The organism is Pseudomonas sp. TWP3-2 (assembly GCF_049897765.1).
In the GTDB taxonomy this organism is placed as follows: Bacteria; Pseudomonadota; Gammaproteobacteria; order Pseudomonadales; family Pseudomonadaceae; genus Aquipseudomonas.
The window spans coordinates 165,556-180,248 of sequence record NZ_JAFCWW010000002.1 but is presented as its reverse complement, the minus strand read 5'-3'; the positions used below and the strand labels follow the sequence as shown (position 1 = coordinate 180,248).

General features: G+C 59.4%; 16 protein-coding genes. 8 read left to right on the top strand and 8 right to left on the bottom strand.

The annotated features are described in order from the left end of the window. Positions 1 to 87 precede the first annotated feature (87 nt). The 4 genes from tssE to tssA are packed head-to-tail and all read right to left on the bottom strand — an operon-like array spanning position 88 to position 4,101. Positions 88 to 495, bottom strand: a complete 408-nt coding sequence (gene tssE / locus ACP7EE_RS03915) for a type VI secretion system baseplate subunit TssE (RefSeq protein ID WP_420649301.1) — start codon at positions 493 to 495, stop codon at positions 88 to 90. A gap of 9 nt (positions 496 to 504) precedes the next feature. After that, positions 505 to 1,980: a type VI secretion system contractile sheath large subunit gene (gene tssC / locus ACP7EE_RS03910; RefSeq protein WP_420649302.1), complete on the bottom strand. Its 1,476-nt coding sequence runs from the start codon at positions 1,978 to 1,980 to the stop codon at positions 505 to 507. Positions 1,981 to 2,005: 25 nt separating this feature from the next. Then, a complete protein-coding gene (gene tssB / locus ACP7EE_RS03905) occupies positions 2,006 to 2,509 on the bottom strand; it encodes a type VI secretion system contractile sheath small subunit (RefSeq protein ID WP_042561805.1) in 504 nt (167 codons plus the stop codon). Positions 2,510 to 2,541: 32 nt separating this feature from the next. Continuing rightward, the gene (gene tssA, locus ACP7EE_RS03900) at positions 2,542 to 4,101 is read right to left on the bottom strand and encodes a type VI secretion system protein TssA (protein WP_426233619.1); all 1,560 of its coding nucleotides are present in this window, start codon (positions 4,099 to 4,101) and stop codon (positions 2,542 to 2,544) included. 683 nt (positions 4,102 to 4,784) lie between these two features. On the opposite strand from tssA, the gene ACP7EE_RS03895 reads away from it, so the two are divergent. From ACP7EE_RS03895 to ACP7EE_RS03885, 3 genes are read left to right on the top strand one after another with little or no spacing between them, the layout of a single operon-like run. Continuing rightward, entirely contained in the window at positions 4,785 to 5,417 is a 633-nt protein-coding gene (locus ACP7EE_RS03895) for a CDP-alcohol phosphatidyltransferase family protein (RefSeq protein WP_426233617.1), read from the top strand. Next, positions 5,404 to 6,003, top strand: a complete 600-nt coding sequence (locus ACP7EE_RS03890; protein WP_420649305.1) for a lysophospholipid acyltransferase family protein — start codon at positions 5,404 to 5,406, stop codon at positions 6,001 to 6,003. The genes ACP7EE_RS03895 and ACP7EE_RS03890 overlap by 14 nt, the downstream gene beginning before the upstream one ends. Next, complete coding sequence (locus ACP7EE_RS03885; RefSeq protein WP_420649306.1) at positions 6,000 to 6,944, top strand: phosphatidate cytidylyltransferase; 945 nt, start codon at positions 6,000 to 6,002, stop codon at positions 6,942 to 6,944. Before ACP7EE_RS03890 ends, ACP7EE_RS03885 begins: the two co-directional genes overlap by 4 nt. 99 nt (positions 6,945 to 7,043) lie before the next feature. Here the strand turns inward: ACP7EE_RS03885 and ACP7EE_RS03880 are convergent, their stop codons facing one another. From ACP7EE_RS03880 to ACP7EE_RS03870, 3 genes are all read right to left on the bottom strand, one after another. Next, a complete protein-coding gene (locus ACP7EE_RS03880; protein WP_003213368.1) occupies positions 7,044 to 7,319 on the bottom strand; it encodes an HU family DNA-binding protein in 276 nt (91 codons plus the stop codon). 190 nt (positions 7,320 to 7,509) lie between these two features. After that, positions 7,510 to 8,658 carry an NAD(P)/FAD-dependent oxidoreductase gene (locus ACP7EE_RS03875; protein ID WP_426233615.1) on the bottom strand — a complete coding sequence of 383 codons (1,149 nt, stop codon included), beginning with the start codon at positions 8,656 to 8,658 and terminating at the stop codon, positions 7,510 to 7,512. A 20-nt stretch (positions 8,659 to 8,678) separates the two neighbouring features. Next, positions 8,679 to 8,846, bottom strand: coding sequence for a rubredoxin (locus ACP7EE_RS03870; RefSeq protein WP_034152097.1), 168 nt, complete (start codon positions 8,844 to 8,846; stop codon positions 8,679 to 8,681). A 200-nt stretch (positions 8,847 to 9,046) separates the two neighbouring features. On the opposite strand from ACP7EE_RS03870, the gene ACP7EE_RS03865 reads away from it, so the two are divergent. Then, positions 9,047 to 9,610 (top strand): chorismate--pyruvate lyase family protein, encoded by a 564-nt coding sequence (locus tag ACP7EE_RS03865; protein WP_426233613.1) that lies wholly within the window; start codon positions 9,047 to 9,049, stop codon positions 9,608 to 9,610. Next, the gene (ubiA, locus tag ACP7EE_RS03860; RefSeq protein WP_420649309.1) at positions 9,610 to 10,500 is read left to right on the top strand and encodes a 4-hydroxybenzoate octaprenyltransferase; all 891 of its coding nucleotides are present in this window, start codon (positions 9,610 to 9,612) and stop codon (positions 10,498 to 10,500) included. Before ACP7EE_RS03865 ends, ubiA begins: the two co-directional genes overlap by 1 nt. A 48-nt stretch (positions 10,501 to 10,548) precedes the next feature. Here the strand turns inward: ubiA and ACP7EE_RS03855 are convergent, their stop codons facing one another. Further along, entirely contained in the window at positions 10,549 to 10,935 is a 387-nt protein-coding gene (locus tag ACP7EE_RS03855) for a hypothetical protein (protein ID WP_420649310.1), read from the bottom strand. 151 nt (positions 10,936 to 11,086) lie between these two features. On the opposite strand from ACP7EE_RS03855, the gene phoB reads away from it, so the two are divergent. The 3 genes from phoB (at position 11,087) to ACP7EE_RS03840 (ending at position 14,589) form a co-directional block, all read left to right on the top strand. Then, positions 11,087 to 11,776 carry a phosphate regulon transcriptional regulator PhoB gene (gene phoB / locus ACP7EE_RS03850; RefSeq protein WP_310844182.1) on the top strand — a complete coding sequence of 230 codons (690 nt, stop codon included), beginning with the start codon at positions 11,087 to 11,089 and terminating at the stop codon, positions 11,774 to 11,776. A gap of 74 nt (positions 11,777 to 11,850) precedes the next feature. Beyond that, a complete protein-coding gene (gene phoR, locus ACP7EE_RS03845; protein ID WP_426233830.1) occupies positions 11,851 to 13,137 on the top strand; it encodes a phosphate regulon sensor histidine kinase PhoR in 1,287 nt (428 codons plus the stop codon). Positions 13,138 to 13,248: 111 nt separating this feature from the next. After that, the gene (locus tag ACP7EE_RS03840; protein ID WP_426203344.1) at positions 13,249 to 14,589 is read left to right on the top strand and encodes a hemolysin family protein; all 1,341 of its coding nucleotides are present in this window, start codon (positions 13,249 to 13,251) and stop codon (positions 14,587 to 14,589) included. Positions 14,590 to 14,693 lie beyond the last annotated feature (104 nt).

Sequence of the window (14,693 nt, the reverse complement as noted above, 5' to 3'; positions counted from 1 at the left end):
GCAGCGGCTGTCAGGGCAAAAAATAGCAAAGCGCTACGCCCCAACGTTGCCAACTTACCCCGGTGTACGGCGCTCCCTCGCATGATCCTAATTCACCTTCACTTGACCGCTGCCATCCAGCCGCGCGGAAAAACTGACCTGACGTTTGAAACCGGCCACTTCGAGCAGGCCTTCGATGCTGAAGGCGAGGCGCAGTTGGTCGTTGTCACGCGGCAGGGAAATGACACGCACGTTGCTCAGGCGCGGTTCGTAGGCTTCGATGAAGCTTTCGATGGCCAGGCGGGCCTGACTCAGGGAGTCGTGCAGGCTCAGGCGCATGTCATTGAGATCGGGCAACCCGTAGTCGGACAGCGTTTGCACGCTGCCGGCCCGGGTGCTGAGCATTTTGGCCAGATGGGCAGCCACAGACGCCATGGCAGAAGCTTCGAGGCTCCTGCCTTTGCGTTTTTCTGCATCGCCATTGAGGCGTTCGAAAAGGCTGCCGTATCCGTCCATGAGTCGCTCTTACTCTTTGTCCAGCTTGCCAACCAGCGACAGGGTGAAATCGGCACCCATGTACTTGAAGTGCGGACGCACGTTCAAGCTCACGCGGTACCAGCCAGGCTCGCCTTCAACGTCGCTGACGATGATTTGCGCAGCGCGCAGCGGACGACGGCCCCGTACTTCGGCGCTTGGGTTTTCCTGGTCGGCAACGTACTGACGGATCCACTTGTTGAGTTCCAGCTCGAGGTCGGTACGTTCTTTCCACGAACCGAGTTGCTCGCGCTGCAGCACTTTCAAGTAGTGAGCCAGGCGGTTGACGATCATCATGTACGGCAGTTGGGTGCCGAGCTTGTAGTTCAGCTCTGCTGCCTTGCCTTCTGCGCTGATGCCGAAGAACTTCGGCTTCTGCACCGAGCTCGCGGAGAAGAACGCCGCGTTGTCGGAGCCTTTACGCATGGTCAGGGAGATGAAGCCTTCCTCGGCCAGTTCGTATTCACGACGGTCGCTAACCAACACTTCCGTAGGAATCTTGGTTTCGATTTCGCCCATGCTTTCGAAATGGTGCAACGGCAGGTCTTCAACAGCACCACCGCTCTGCGGGCCGATGATGTTCGGGCACCAGCGGAATTTGGCGAAGCTGTCGGTCAGCTTGGTGCCGAACGCGTAGGCCGTGTTGCCCCACAGGTAGTGCTCGTGGCTGTTGGCAACGGTTTCCTTGTACACGAACGATTTGACCGGGTTTTCTTCCGGGTCGTACGGGTTACGCAGCAGGAAACGTGGCACGGTCAGGCCAACGTAGCGGGAGTCTTCCGAAGTACGGAAGCTCTGCCATTTGGCGAATTGCGGGCCTTCGAAGTGGTCTTTCAGATCTTTCAGATCCGGCAGGCCGGTGAAGCTTTCCAGGCCGAAGAATTTCGGACCGGCAGCGGCGATGAACGGCGCGTGGGACATGCAGGCTACGCTGGACACGTACTGCATCAGTTTCACGTCCGGCGAGCTTGGGGACATGTAGTAGTTGGCGATGATCGCGCCAACCGGCTGACCACCGAACTGGCCGTATTCAGCGGTGTAGATGTGCTTGTACAGGCCCGACTGCATGACTTCCGGCGAATCTTCGAAATCGTCCAGCAGATCCTCTTTGGAAACGTTGAGGATTTCGATCTTGATGTTTTCGCGGAAGTTGGTGCGATCGACCAGCAACTGCAGACCACGCCATGCCGATTCCAGCGCCTGGAAGTCCGGGTGGTGCAGGATTTCGTCCATCTGGCGGCTGAGCTTGGCATCGATCTCGGCGATCATGCGGTCAACCATGGCTTTCTTGACCGGCTCACCGTTGTTCTGCGGCTTGAGCAGCTCTTCGATGAAAGCCGACACACCGCGTTTGGCGATGTCGTAGGCTTCGTCGTCCGGCGTCAGGCGGGTTTCGGCGATGATGCTGTCGAGAATGCTGTACTCGCCGCTGGCGGCGCCTTTCTCTTGTGCTGCGCTAGTGCTCATTTGTTGGCTTCCTTGGCTGCTGGGTTCAGGCGTCCGTGGCTGCGGCGTTCAGGCCCAGCTCACCGAGTACGCGACCGCGGGATTCGTCGTCGGCGAGTACGCCTTCGATGGCTTTACGGAAAGCAGGGGCGTTACCCAGCGGGCCTTTGAGGGCCACCAGCGCGTCGCGCAGTTCCATCAGCTTTTTCAGCTCAGGCACTTGCTCGACCAGGCTGGCCGGGTTGAAGTCCTTCATCGAATTGACGCGCAGTTGCACGCCCAACTCTTCAGTGCTGCCTTCTTCCTGCAGACGGTTCGGCACGTTCATCGTCAGGCTGAGCTCTTGCTTGGCCAGCACTTCGTCGAAGGTCATCTTGTCGATGCTGATCGGCTTGCGATCTTCGATCTTGCGCTCGTCCTTGCGGTGGGTGTAGTCACCGATTGCCAGCAGTTTCAGCGGCAGTTCGATCTCTTCCTGAGCACCGCCGGTGGCGGGTTTGAAAGTGACGTTGATGCGTTCCTTGGGGGCTACCGAGCCTTCTTTGGCCATGGCTTTTCTCCTTGCGGTTGTGGCCCTGGGGCCTATTCGAGTACCACTTCGAGATCGAGGTGGCACAGCCTGCGATAAATCTCTTCCTTGCGTTCACGTACGGCATGGTTCTGCGGCAACAACTCGCAGCAACTGTGCAGCAGGTGCAGCACTTCCAATGCAAGATCGGGCTCCCAGGCGTGCAGGCCTGAGTCCTGTAATGTCTGATCGAGGGTTTCCAGCTGGTTTTTCGCCAGCTCGTATTTCTTGGCCATGAAGCACAGCCGTGCGAGGGCGAACTGCCAGAAAAAGCGCACCCGCCCGCCCTGCGCAGCTTGCAGGCCCTGCTTGAGGATCTGCACGGCAGGCTTGAGGCCTTCCTTGCGCAAGATCGGCAGGACTTCTTCGAGGGCTTTTTCCCAGGCTGGCTGGGTTTCGACGTCGGTCTCGACCTTGCGCGGCGCACTGGCGCTTTGCAGGTGCGGCATGACGTTGGCGGCGATCCACGCCCGGGTGGACGGATCGGCAAACGGCGCGCCGTCATGGAAACGCAACTCGGCGATACCGGGCAGGCGCTGAATCAAAAGCGCGAAGTGGATTTCCACTTCGCGCATGGCCAGCTCGGCGTTGAGATTCTGGAGGCATTCCCAGACCATTCGCTGGCCATCGAACCAGAACGGCGCCTTCGCCAGACTCGCCTCCAGTTCCACCAGCAGGTCGGCGTATTTGCCCTGATCGAAACGATCCTGATACTGCTTGAGCTTGTCCACCGGCAGGCCGCGCAACACGGTGATCTGCTCGGCGTTACGCTCAGGCACCTGGTCGATGGTCATCCACAGCAACGTGCGATTGAGGCGCAGGGCGCGCAGGTCGGTGGCTTTCTGCTTGAGCCACCAGGCGCACAACGGACGCGCGCTGTCCTGCTGGGCGCGCAGGGCTTTGTAGGCGTCTTTCTCGTTGTCGATCGGCGCGCCGGGGGTGAGCAACTGGGCGGCGGCCTGTTTCACCTGGGCCACGGCCGCGCCGACCATGCCCGGTTCCGGCTGGTTGTCGGCGGCACGCTGGATCATCGACTTCAGGCGTCGGGAGATCGGCAGCAACAGCGGCGCGTCATCACCCAGATGTTCGGTGCATGCCGCTTCGAGGCCTGCCAGATGCTCGGACAGTTGCCGGAACATCGGCAGCTGTTCCTTGATCGCAATGTTTTCGGTGAGCACCTGCTCCAGACGCGGCACCAGCCAGCCGACGGCGGCGGCACGGGTGCGGGCCTTGAGCGGGTGAATGTCGGCCCAATGGTTTTCCGACAAGTGGTGCAACAGACCGAGGCCGGCGAGCAGTCCAGGGAAGGATTCGCGCTGATACAGCGCCCACGTCAGCCAGGCGCCGACGCGCAAATCCTTGGATTGGGTGCGCAGCAGGGATTCACTGTTTTCGCGAATTTTCAGCCAGTCGATCTGCCCGCTTTCGTGCATCGACGAGGCTTTGGCCAGCTCACTTTCCAGCGCCTCGAATTCGCTCGAAAAACGAACGTCTTCGCCCGCGAAATTCTCTTTGGAAACAGAGACTTTGGCGAGTTCGAGGTAATGGGCGGAAAGTTTGCTTGAGTAGGACATCCATGGCCTTTGATTTGGATAACGGTCGTGCGCCTATTGGAATTGCCGCGGCGCGGGACTGTATCGAAGAGCAGTTTGGAGACTCATCCAATTGAGTTTGTGCTCTTTCAAGTGCGCGCATCGTAATCACAATGATGGCCACTAGCAAGCATCCGATTAAACAACAAGACGAAGTGTTCATTGGAGTGTGTAGGAGATCGCCCTATATCGCGCAGGGTTTTCCCCGATACCCGTTTGAATTTGACCAAATTCGCCTAATCCTCCGCAAGCCTTGAGCTAGAGCGTCTCGCAACCCCATGAATTCGAACGTTCGTTCCACAACGGCGGGCAACATCATGACAACACTGGTAAGAAATAGAAGTAGGAATATTCCTAAAACCGACGAGCTTCTATCAACAAATCGTGCAAGACAGCAGCAATCGGGAAAAGTGCCATCAATTTGATGCCATTTTATATTGCATACAATCTCTAGTGCTTCGTCAGGCCGCCTCGCACATGTCGCGGACACTTACAGACTTACCGAAAGAGAACACTTTTCTCGAAAATGATCTGACAGTTACCGACGAATGTACTTACATCGAATTGTTTCTTGACTTAATAGCGTTGCCGAACAAGAAAGCCCTTATATTGTCGCCCGCCGTCACTTGATGGCGATTGCTCATCATTGATATGGACATTGGCAAATGGATGAAAACAGAAGGCCCATCAACACGCGCTCGGCGGGTTGGGCCAAGCGCTTCACCGAAGTACTGGTGAACAGAGACATCTCACCGAATCAGATTTCCGTGGTGAGCATGGTCTTTGCGCTGCTCGGCGCGCTGGCGCTGAACATCGACAACGGCGTGGTCGGCTCGATCTGCTGCGCTGTCGCCATTCAGTTGCGGCTGTTGTGCAATCTGTTCGATGGCATGGTGGCGATTGAAGGTGGCAAGCAGTCGGCGATCGGCAGTCTGTACAACGAGTTTCCCGATCGGGTCGCAGACAGTCTGCTGATCGTTGGGCTGGGTTACGCCATTGGCCAATCCGATCTGGGTTGGTTTGCTGCGCTGGCTGCGGCGCTTACTGCTTATGTGCGGGTGTTCGGCGGTTCGCTCGGGCTCAAGCAGAGTTTCATCGGGCCAATGGCCAAACAACACCGTATGGCGCTGATGACCGTCGGGTTGCTGTTGAACGCGGTCGAAACGAGTTTTTATGCGACGCACTATGTATTGCTGATCGCGCTGACGATCATTGCCATCGGTTCGGTAGCCACTTGCGCAACGCGCACGCTGGCCATCTCCAGACAGTTGAAGGAGAACGCTCATGTGGATCAGTAATGCGCTGATTTCAGTGCTGCGCTTGTTGATTGGCGTCACGGCGCGCTGGGAGAGTCCGCCGGACCTCAGCCGCCAGCGCATCTACTACGCCAACCACACCAGCCACATGGACACCCTGGCGATCATCGCCGCCCTGCCGCCCGAGGCGCGTCGTAATGTGAAGCCGGTGGCCGCCGCCGATTACTGGGGCAAGAACCGCTTCCTGTCGTACATCTCGCAGAAGGGTTTGAACGCGGTGTTGATCGAGCGCAATCCAGCGCCGGGTGTGAACGTACTGGAGCCGATTTTCGACGTGGTCCGCGCCGGGCATTCGATCATCATTTTCCCTGAGGGTACGCGCTCGACTCAGGCACTGCCGGCAGAATTCAAATCGGGAATCTTCCGTTTGGCCGAGAGCTTCCCGGACGTCGATCTGGTACCGATCTACCTGGAAAACCTGCATCGCTCGATGCCCAAAGGCAAGCATGTGCCGCTGCCGATCATCTGCACCATCCGCATCGGCGATCCACTGCCAAGGATTGCCGATGAGGACAAGCAAGCATTCCTGGAGCGCGCGCGTGACGCCATCGTGAGGTTGTCGAAATGAGTCTGGAAACCAAATTCCTCTGGTTCTTCGCGGCCATTGCCGGCCTGCTGGCCGTGGCCTCGCTGGTTGGTTATGTACTGGCGCGGCGGGCGACGTCCGAGAGCTCGATCTCGACCATTGAAAACCTCAACCAGCGCGTGAATGCCTGGTGGGGCATGGTCATCATCTTCTTCGTGTCGTGGTTGCTTGGGCCGAATGCCACGGTGGTGCTGTTCGCGTTTATCTCGCTGTTTGCGCTGCGCGAGTTCATCACCCTGACCCCTACCGCACGCGGCGACCATAACGCGCTGTTCTCGGCGTTTTTCATCCTGATCCCGCTGCAATACCTGCTGATCGGCAGCCACTGGTACTCGATGTTCACCTTGCTGGTGCCGGTGTATGCGTTCCTGTTGCTGCCGGCAATTGCCGTGCTTAGCCAGGACACCGAGGCCTTTCTCGAGCGCACGGCGAAGATTCAGTGGGGGGTGATGATCTGCATCTACTGCATCAGCCACGCACCCGCGCTGTTGCTGCTGGATCTGCAAGGTTTCCACGGGCAGAACGCGTTGCTGCTGTTCTATCTGGTGTTCGTGGTGCAGATGAGCGACGTGTTGCAGTACGTGTTCGGCAAGCTCTTTGGCAAGCACAAGGTTGCGCCGTTGGTGAGCCCGTCGAAAACCGTCGAAGGTCTGGTTGGCGGCGGTTTGTCCGCGACGTTGATCGGCGGCTGCATGTTCTGGATGACGCCGTTCAGCTTCTGGGAATCGTTGCTGATGTCGCTGGTGATCGTGGTGATGGGCTTCCTCGGCGGGCTGGTCATGTCGGCGATCAAGCGCAGCCTGAGTGCCAAGGACTGGGGCACGATGATCAAGGGCCACGGCGGCATGCTCGACCGCATGGACTCGATCTGTTTCGCGGCACCAATCTTCTTTCACCTGACGCGGTACTTCTTCTCCGCTTGAGCCGCAGTTTCCTTGAAGCATAAAAAATGGGCATCCGACTGAATCGGAATGCCCATTTTTTATTGCGGTTCTCCCCGTTATTCAGGGAGTTCGGCGCAATTATGGATTGACGCTGTCTTTCAACGACTTGCCTGGCTTGAAGGCGACGGTGTTGCTGGCCTTGATCTTCACCGGCTCACCGGTTTGCGGGTTTTTGCCGGTGCGGGCACCGCGATGGCGTTGCAGGAAAGTGCCGAAGCCTACCAGCGTCACGCTGTCCTTGCGGTGCAGGGCGCCGGTGATTTCTTCGAGAACGGCGTTAAGTACGCGGTTGGCCTGTTCTTTGGTCAGATCTGCTTTTTCAGCGATTGCAGCGGCGAGTTCTGGTTTACGCATTAGTGAAGCCCCTTTGACGGTTTATTGTTGTTATGTCCGTGCTGTTCTCGTTGGAACAGCGCCCAAGGCGCCGCAGGCTCTACTCTGCGGCAGACGGGAGTGAGGATGGCACGCGCTTAAGGGCGGCGCCAGTCTCCCCGCGACGTTTGTGGGGGCAAAAGCGGGGTGATTCCGACAGAACGACCGGTATTTACGCCAGCAGTGCCGGAAGCTGTTTGTTCAGGGCGAGTTTTTCCAGCACCGCCGCACCCGTCAGTGCATAACCGAGCAATTGGCCCTGTGCATCGTGGCACAGCACTTTGATGTCGCCGTCCTGCCCTTCAACCGTCCACACGCCCTCGGTACCGCGTGGCGGCGGCGAAACCACCAGCGGGCAGACCGGAGTTTTCACAGTGATCGGCATCGGCCCGTAGCTGACCGCCGCAGGATTTCCCGCGAGGGTCTGCGCCAGCGCACGCGCACAGCTCATCAGGGGCATCACGTACAACAAATTCAGCCCATCGACCTCGGCGCAGTCGCCCAAGGCGTAGATATTGGCGTGGGAAGTCTGCAGATGGCGGTCAACGACCACGCCGCGATTGACCTGAATCCCGGCAGCCGCCGCCAGATCGATGCGCGGGCGCAGGCCGATGGCCGAGACCACCACATCGCAGGCAATGACCTGGCCGTCGGACAGCTGCGCTTCGAGTCCATCGGCGACTTTGTGCAGACGCGTCAACACCGGGCCGAGGTGGAAACGTGCACCGAGGCTTTCCAGCCCGGCCTGCAAAGCGGCCGCAGCGGCAGGGTGCAGCAAGGTCGGCATGACTTGTTCGCACGGCGCGACCAGTTGTACCTCGTAGCCACCGAGAATCAGGTCGTTGGCGAATTCGCAGCCAATCAGCCCGGCACCGAGCAGCAGCACTCGGCGTTTGCCGGCCGCAGCAGCACGAAAACGCGCGTAGTCTTCGAGATCGTTGATCGGGAACACCAGCTCCGCGCCGTCACCTTCAATTGGCACGCGCACGGTTTCGGCGCCCCAGGCGAGAATCAGGTCGCGGTAGCTGACCGCTTCCTCGCCTATCCACAAACGCTTGTGGCCCGGATCGATACCGCTGATGCGCGTGTGGGTGCGCACTTCGGCCTTCAACTGCTCGGCCATGGCGCCGGGTTCGGCCATGCTCAGGCCGTCGGCGTCCTTGTTCTTGCCGAAACCGGTGGAGAGCATTGGTTTGGAGTAGGAACGACCGTCATCTGCGGTAATCAGCAGCAGCGGGGTTTCGCTGTCGAGTTTGCGAAACTCTCGGGCCAGGTTGTAACCCGCAAGGCCGGTGCCGATGATGACTACAGGTGCGCTCATTGCTAGATCCTTTGGGTAACTTAGTTGATTTCGATCATTTCGAAGTCCAGTTTGCCGACGCCGCAGTCCGGGCACAGCCAGTCTTCCGGTACGTCCTGCCACAAGGTGCCCGGCGCGATGCCGTCATCCGGCCAGCCGTCGGCTTCGTTATAAATCAGGCCGCAGACCACACATTGCCACTTCTTCATTCAGGTACTTCCTCAGGATTCAGGCTTTTTACGGCGCAGACGGTCGATGGGTGCAGCGCTGCCATCCGGCTCAGGGCGTTTTGTACTGATCGGGCGGCGCAGATGCAAGCCTGATCGGCGCGACTGCGCTCCGGATCAATCAACATCGCGGATCGCCATGTTAAGCTCGGCGCCTCATTTGCGGCCAATAATGACTCATTGTGCAACAGACAAATTCCTCCTGCCCGGCGCCGCTGTGGCTTGTGCAAAACCGCCTGACGCCCCTCCCCGACCCGTTGACGCTGGACTGGCTGTTCGACCAGGGCTCGCTGACTCGGCGTCTGACCCGGCTGTCGAATGACGGCTTCAGCGTCACCCCGTTGTTCGAAGGCTGGCAGACCCTGCGCGCCGACGAATGTGCGGCGCTGGACTTGGCCGAAGGCAGCGAAGGCTGGGTTCGCGAAGTGTATTTGCGTGGCCACGGCGATGCCTGGGTGTTCGCCCGCAGCGTGGCCTCGCGCAGTGCCTTGCAGGGCGATGGTTTGCACATGGATGAGCTGGGCAGTCGCTCGCTGGGTGAACTGCTGTTCTGCGATCACGCCTTCGTGCGCCGCGCTATTGAAGTTTGTCACTACCCCGAACAATGGTTGCCGCAAGCGTCGCGCGCTACAGGTCTGTGGGGCCGGCGTTCGCGCTTCGACCGTGGCGCGCTGAGCGTGCTGGTGGCGGAGATTTTTCTGCCGACCCTGTGGGAAGTCGCCCGCGCCTGCCCGGAGAACTGCTGATGTACCAAAACCTGCTCAAGTCGCTGAATCGCTTGAACCCGCGCGCCTGGGATTTTGTGCAACTGACCCGGATGGACAAGCCGATCGGCATCTATCTGCTGTTATGGCCGACCTTGTGGGCGCTGTGGATCGCGGGCAAAGGCTCGCCGTCGCTGGCCAATATCGTGATCTTCGTGCTCGGCGTGGTGCTGACCCGCGCCGGTGGCTGCGTGATCAACGACTGGGCGGATCGCAAGGTCGATGGCCACGTCAAACGCACCGCGCAACGACCGCTGGCGGCCGGCAGAATCAGCTCGAAAGAGGCGCTGGTGTTCTTTGCGCTGCTGATGGGCGTGAGTTTCCTGCTGGTGCTGTGTACCAACGCTGCGACGATCTGGCTGTCATTCGGCGGCTTGGCGCTGGCCTTCACTTATCCATTCATGAAGCGCTACACCTACTACCCGCAAGTGGTGCTGGGCGCGGCGTTTTCCTGGGGCATGCCGATGGCGTTCACCGCCGAGACCGGCGAGTTGCCCGCCGCCGCCTGGCTGCTGTGGATCGCCAATCTGCTGTGGACGGTGGGTTACGACACTTATTACGCGATGACCGATCGCGATGATGATTTGAAGATCGGGGTGAAATCCACGGCGATTCTGTTCGGCGAGGCGGATCGGGTAATCATCCTGACCTTGCAGGCGCTGGCCTTGGGTTGCCTGCTGCTGGCTGGATCGAAATTCGATCTGGGGGGCTGGTTCCACCTCGGCCTGCTGGTAGCTGCCGGCTGTTTTGCCTGGGAGTTCTGGTATACCCGCGGCAAAGATCGCATGCGCTGCTTCAAGGCTTTTCTGCACAACCACTGGGCCGGGCTGGCGATATTCGTCGGGATTGTGCTGGATTACGCGCTGCGCTGAATGAAATCTGCCCCGCAAAACCGGGGCAGATTTGCGCTACACGAGTGGTTATTTCTGCGATTCGCGAACCACGTGCCACATGTTTTTCATTTTATCGCCGGTCATCTCACCCGGTTTGGTGTCCTTCATGAACGTGTACAACGGTTTGCCGTCGTAGGCGTATTGCATCATGCCGTCGTCGCGTTTGATGACCGTCCATTTACCTTCAGCCTTGGCGTCCGCCGGGGCCATCAGCGGTGGCCAGTTCTTGGCGCAATCATCGTTGCACATCGACTTGCCGCCACTGTCCTTGTCGAACGTGTACAGGGTCATGCCCTTGTGATCGACCATCATGCCGTCTTTCATCATGGCCGGTTCGGCCGCCATCGCAAATACAGGCAAAGTCAGCGCAGCGGCCATCAGCAATGCTTTGAAGGAAGCAGTCATTTGAGTCATGGAAACCTTCTTTTGTGGTTGTCAGGATTCGGACTTAGAGCTTAGTCGAGGATTTGCACAATCGCCGCTGGAGGAAAATACTGTCACACGACTGCAATAATTCCGTTATCTAATGCGGCGCAAGACAGTTAAATGACAAGAGGATTAAGGCATGGTTGGCAGGAGCATTCTGATCGTCGACGACGAAGCGCCCATTCGCGAAATGATCGCCGTTGCGTTGGAAATGGCCGGCTATGACTGCCTCGAGGCGGAAAACTCGCAGCAGGCGCACGCCATCATTGTCGACCGCAAACCGGACCTGATCCTGCTCGACTGGATGCTGCCAGGCACCTCCGGCATCGAGCTGGCCCGACGCCTCAAGCGTGACGAGCTGACCGGGGATATCCCGATCATCATGCTCACCGCCAAGGGCGAAGAGGACAACAAGATCCAGGGTCTGGAAGTCGGCGCCGACGACTACATCACCAAACCGTTTTCCCCGCGTGAACTGGTTGCCCGCCTCAAAGCTGTGCTGCGCCGCGCCGGCCCGACCGATGGTGAAGCGCCGATTGAAGTCGGCGGCCTGCTGCTCGACCCGATCAGCCACCGCGTGACCATCGACGGCAAACCTGCCGAAATGGGCCCGACCGAATATCGTCTGCTGCAATTCTTCATGACCCACCAGGAACGCGCCTACACCCGTGGCCAGTTGCTGGATCAGGTCTGGGGTGGCAATGTCTATGTCGAGGAACGGACCGTCGACGTGCATATCCGCCGCCTGCGCAAAGCCCTCGGCGATGCCTACGAAAGTCTGGTACAAACCGTGCGCGGCACTGGCTACCGGTTTTCCACCAAGGCCTGAGCCAAGCCCCAGACCCGCAGACAAGGACCGTATTTTCCGTGAATCAAAACTGGCATGGCACCCTGATTCGCCACATGCTGCTGCTGGTCACCGCCTGCCTGGTGATCGGCCTGATCACCGGTTTCTACGGCTGGAGTCTGGCGGTAGGTCTGGGCCTGTATCTGGCCTGGACGCTCAAGCAACTGCTGCGCCTGCACGAATGGCTGCGCCTGCACCAACCCGATGAAGCGCCGCCCGACGGCTACGGTCTGTGGGGCGAAGTGTTCGACAGCATCTATCACCTGCAACGCCGCGACCAACGGGTACGTGGGCGCCTGCAAGCGGTGATCGACCGGGTTCAGGAATCGACTGCCGCGCTGAAAGACGCGGTGATCATGCTCGACAGCGAAGGCAACCTCGAATGGTGGAATCGTGCCGCAGAAACCCTGCTCGGCCTGAAGACCCCGCAGGACAGCGGCCAACCGGTGACCAACCTGGTGCGCCATCCGCGCTTCAAGGAATATTTCGAGCAAGACAGCTACGCCGAGCCGCTGGAAATCCCTTCGCCGACCAACGATCGCCTGCGCATTCAGCTGTACATCACCCGCTACGGCAACAACGAACACTTGATGCTGGTGCGCGACGTCACGCGTATTCATCAGCTTGAGCAGATGCGCAAAGACTTCATCGCCAACGTTTCCCACGAACTACGCACGCCATTGACGGTGATCTGCGGCTATCTGGAAACCCTGCTCGACAACGTCGAAGAAGTGAACCCACGCTGGACCCGCGCCTTGCAGCAGATGCAGCAACAGGGCGGACGCATGCAGACCCTGCTCAATGACTTGTTGTTGCTGGCCAAACTGGAAGCCACGGATTACCCGTCGGACAACCAGCCAGTGCCAATCGAGGGCTTGCTGCAATCGATCAAAAGCGATGCGCAGCAATTGTCCGGGCAGAAAAACCAGAACATCACGCTGGAAGCCGATCCGCGAATTCTGCTCAAGGGCAGCGAAGCGGAATTGCGCAGTGCGTTTTCCAATCTGGTGTTCAACGCGGTCAAGTACACTCCGGCCGAGGGCAATATTCGCATTCGCTGGTGGGGCGATGATCAGGGCGCGCACCTGAGCGTGCAGGATTCCGGGATCGGCATCGACAGCAAACACCTGCCGCGCCTGACCGAACGCTTCTACCGCGTTGACTCCAGCCGCAACTCCAACACCGGCGGCACTGGCCTCGGGCTGGCGATCGTCAAACACGTGTTGCTGCGCCATCGCGCGCGCATGGAGATCAGCAGCGTGCCGGGCCACGGCAGCACCTTCACCTGCCATTTCGCCCCGGCGCAGGTCGCGCAATCGCTAGTGATCAGCGCCGCTGAGTAGAGCGGCACTAGGCAATCGGCCGGTCAGCCGCTACATTGGCTGACTCGCGCCTGCCTTTCAGGCGCTGAAATACCTCTCTTTTGAATTACTCGGAACCCGCAAAACTCCATCATGGACCCTTCCCCTGGCTTGTCCCTCGCTACGATATTCGCCGATTTCGGCATGATTCTTTTCGCTCTGATCCTGGTTTTGCTCAACGGCTTCTTCGTTGCGGCGGAATTCGCCATGGTCAAACTGCGCTCGACCCGGGTCGAAGCCATCGCTGAACAGAACGGCTGGCGCGGGCATATCCTGCGCACCGTACATAGTCAGCTCGATGCGTACCTCTCGGCGTGCCAGCTCGGTATCACCCTCGCCTCCCTGGGCCTCGGGTGGGTCGGTGAGCCGGCGTTCGCGCACATTCTCGAGCCCCTGCTGGAAAGCGTTGGCGTGCAGTCGCCCGAAGTGATCAAAGGCGTGTCGTTCTTCGCGGCGTTCTTCGTCATTTCGTACCTGCACATCGTGGTCGGCGAGCTGGCACCCAAGTCGTGGGCGATCCGCAAACCCGAGCTGCTGTCGCTGTGGACGGCCGTGCCGCTGTACCTGTTCTATTGGGCGATGTACCCGGCGATCTACCTGCTCAACGCCAGCGCCAACGCGATCCTGCGTATCGCCGGCCAGGGTGAACCCGGCCCGCACCACGAACACCATTACAGCCGCGAAGAACTCAAGCTGATCCTGCACTCCAGCCGTGGCCAGGATCCAAGCGACCAAGGCATGCGTGTATTGGCTTCGGCGGTGGAAATGGGCGAGCTGGAAGTGGTCGACTGGGCCAACTCCCGTGAAGACCTGATCACGCTTGAGTTCAACGCACCGCTGAAGGAAATCCTGGCGATGTTCCGTCGCCACAAGTTCAGCCGTTATCCGGTGTACGACAGCGATCGTCAGGAGTTCGTCGGCCTGCTGCACATCAAGGATCTGCTGCTGGAACTGGCCGCGCTGGATCACATTCCCGAGTCGTTCAACCTTGCTGAACTGACCCGCCCGCTGGAGCGCGTATCGCGGCACATGCCGCTGTCGCAGTTGCTGGAGCAGTTCCGCAAGGGCGGCTCGCACTTCGCCGTGGTTGAGGAGGCGGATGGCAACATCATCGGCTACCTGACCATGGAAGACGTGCTGGAAGTGCTGGTCGGCGACATTCAGGACGAACACCGCAAGGCTGAGCGCGGGATCCTCGCCTATCAACCGGGCAAGCTTCTGGTACGCGGTGATACGCCGCTGTTCAAGGTCGAGCGCCTGCTCGGCGTGGACCTCGACCACATCGAAGCCGAAACCCTCGCCGGGCTGGTCTACGAAACCCTGAAACGGGTGCCGGAAGAAGAGGAAGTACTGGAAGTCGAAGGGCTGCGGATCATCATCAAGAAGATGAAAGGTCCGAAAATCGTACTGGCCAAGGTGTTGATGCTGGATTGACGGGAGTTTGGGGGGTTCTGTGGCGAGGGGATTTATCCCCGTTGGACGGCGCAGCCGTCCCAAAAACTGTGACTGCAAATGGGCCGGCAGCGTGCGATTACAGA